2 protein-coding genes are annotated in these 1,108 nt (G+C 39.3%); one reads left to right on the forward strand and one right to left on the reverse strand.

Features of this window, described 5'->3' with window-relative positions:
• Positions 1-497, reverse strand: a 497-nt coding sequence (locus IEW93_RS21780; protein WP_188741278.1) for a helix-turn-helix domain-containing protein, incomplete at its 3' end; no start/stop codon positions are given.
• A gap of 124 nt (positions 498-621) precedes the next feature.
• Here IEW93_RS21780 and tnpA point away from each other — a divergent pair.
• Positions 622-1,026: an IS200/IS605 family transposase gene (gene tnpA / locus IEW93_RS21785; protein ID WP_188741279.1), complete on the forward strand. Its 405-nt coding sequence runs from the start codon at positions 622-624 to the stop codon at positions 1,024-1,026.
• Positions 1,027-1,108 lie beyond the last annotated feature (82 nt).

The raw sequence follows: 1,108 nt of genomic DNA on the forward strand, positions 1-1,108 counted from the left end.
TAACGAACCAGGCCTAAGCCGTTAGGTAATTTGATATGTTTATTTTGGATATTGATTTGCTTTTTGGGCGCTGGGAACCGCATTGTTGAATGGTGCGATAGTTTGCGCGTGCGAAACACTGGAAATCCTCGCTTGCCTTTTGACCATTCATCCAGTGCTTTTACAAAATCACGCTGACGTTGCTGTAAGCAATCCGTAAATGCATCGTCCAACCATGCCCGATGATTAAGTTTTTTCCATGATGTTAGTTGTTTGTTTAGAAAAGCAGAATTAGGAAAAGATTTTTTAAGCAACTTGCGATCTTGATAAGATAAATCATTTAGGTGTTCATAAATTGCTTTTTTGTCCGTGATTGCCACTGATTTTTTAATAATGTTAAGCACATAATCAAGGCTATCATTGAAAACCACACGCCCGCATCCCGCCATTTGAGCCAGTTTTTTAGCTTGCTCTGACGTTGGTTCTAATTTGAATCTGTAGGCTTTTTCAATTTCCACTTAATTTCAACCTTAGTTTGGCGTTCTAATTGGAGCACCGTTGAATGCTGATTTTGCATGGTCTATTTGAGTAAATGATATGTTTAATATATAGTTAAATAATAAACTCAGTCAAGGTCTATTTATGGAATTAAGAAAAGGCAGGCATGTTGTTTACATGCTCCACGCTCATTTGATATTTATCACAAAATACAGGGGAAAGGTTTTCACCAGTGAGCATCTAGATAAGCTAAAAGAGATGATGGGCGATATTTGCAAAAATCATCAAGCAACATTATCAGAATTTAATGGTGAATCAGATCACGTACACTTACTGATTGATTATCACCCGGCAACGTCATTATCTAAATTAACGAACGCACTAAAGGGAATAACAAGCCGTGAAATGAAAAGGCACTTCCCAGAGTTAAATCAGGTTGCATGGCGTAAAAATGCCCTTTGGTCTCCAAGTTACTTTGTTGGATCGGTAGGTGGTGCTCCTATCGAGGTTTTGCGCCAATACATAGAACAACAAAACAGACCTCACTGAACTCGCTTTCCCCGCCACAGGTGACGGGGCTACTCGCTCGTTATCAAGTTAAGCGCTAGATTTGAGCGGGTTTATTTGGTGT

Origin of the sequence: Shewanella inventionis, from assembly GCF_014641855.1 — a bacterium.
Classification (GTDB): domain Bacteria; phylum Pseudomonadota; class Gammaproteobacteria; order Enterobacterales; family Shewanellaceae; genus Shewanella; species Shewanella inventionis.

Coding starts and splice junctions, on each gene's coding strand:
- tnpA (WP_188741279.1), top strand. CDS start 622: ATGGAATTAAGAAAAGGCAGGCATGTTGTTTACATGCTCCACGCTCAT.